The following is a 436-nucleotide window of genomic DNA, read 5'->3' as shown; positions in this document are numbered from 1 at the left end:
CGACTACGCCATCGCCGCCCTCGTCTGAAATCCCTCCTCAAGGGTTCTTACCTCGGCTCCTCTGGCCCCCGCTCGGGGGCCTTTTTCATGACCTGTCATCATCCAATCCTCCGGGCACCAGGCCGCCGACCGACGGAGGGCAATCATAAAGAAAACCGTAAAGATATTCCGCGGCATTCTGGTGACGGCGACGGGAGGTCCATGGCAGCAGTGACCCTTTGTGAAGTACACAGAATCTGGAGGCCAGGTTGATCACAATGGCCCAGTGCTTTGCACCAGCAGGTTGCCACCCGCAGCCTGAATCCCCGTCCCACCCTTCCCGACCCTTCGTCGAGAACAGGAGCTCTTCAATGTTCGACGCCTTCACCAAGGTTGTAGCCCAGGCTGATGCCCGCGGCGAATTCATCAACGCTGGTCAGATCGACGCCCTCTCGGC

General features: G+C 59.6%; 1 pseudogene. It reads left to right on the top strand.

From position 1 onward, the window contains the following. Window positions 1-350 precede the first annotated feature (350 nt). Window positions 351-436, top strand: a pseudogene (locus ACLD7X_RS19060) (phycocyanin subunit beta); the annotation flags it as partial.

It is taken from the genome of Aphanothece microscopica RSMan92, assembly GCF_046613545.2.
In the GTDB taxonomy this organism is placed as follows: Bacteria; Cyanobacteriota; Cyanobacteriia; order PCC-6307; family Cyanobiaceae; genus NIES-981.
The sequence above is the reverse complement of the archived record's forward strand: the minus strand, read 5'-3'. Positions and strand labels throughout refer to the sequence as shown.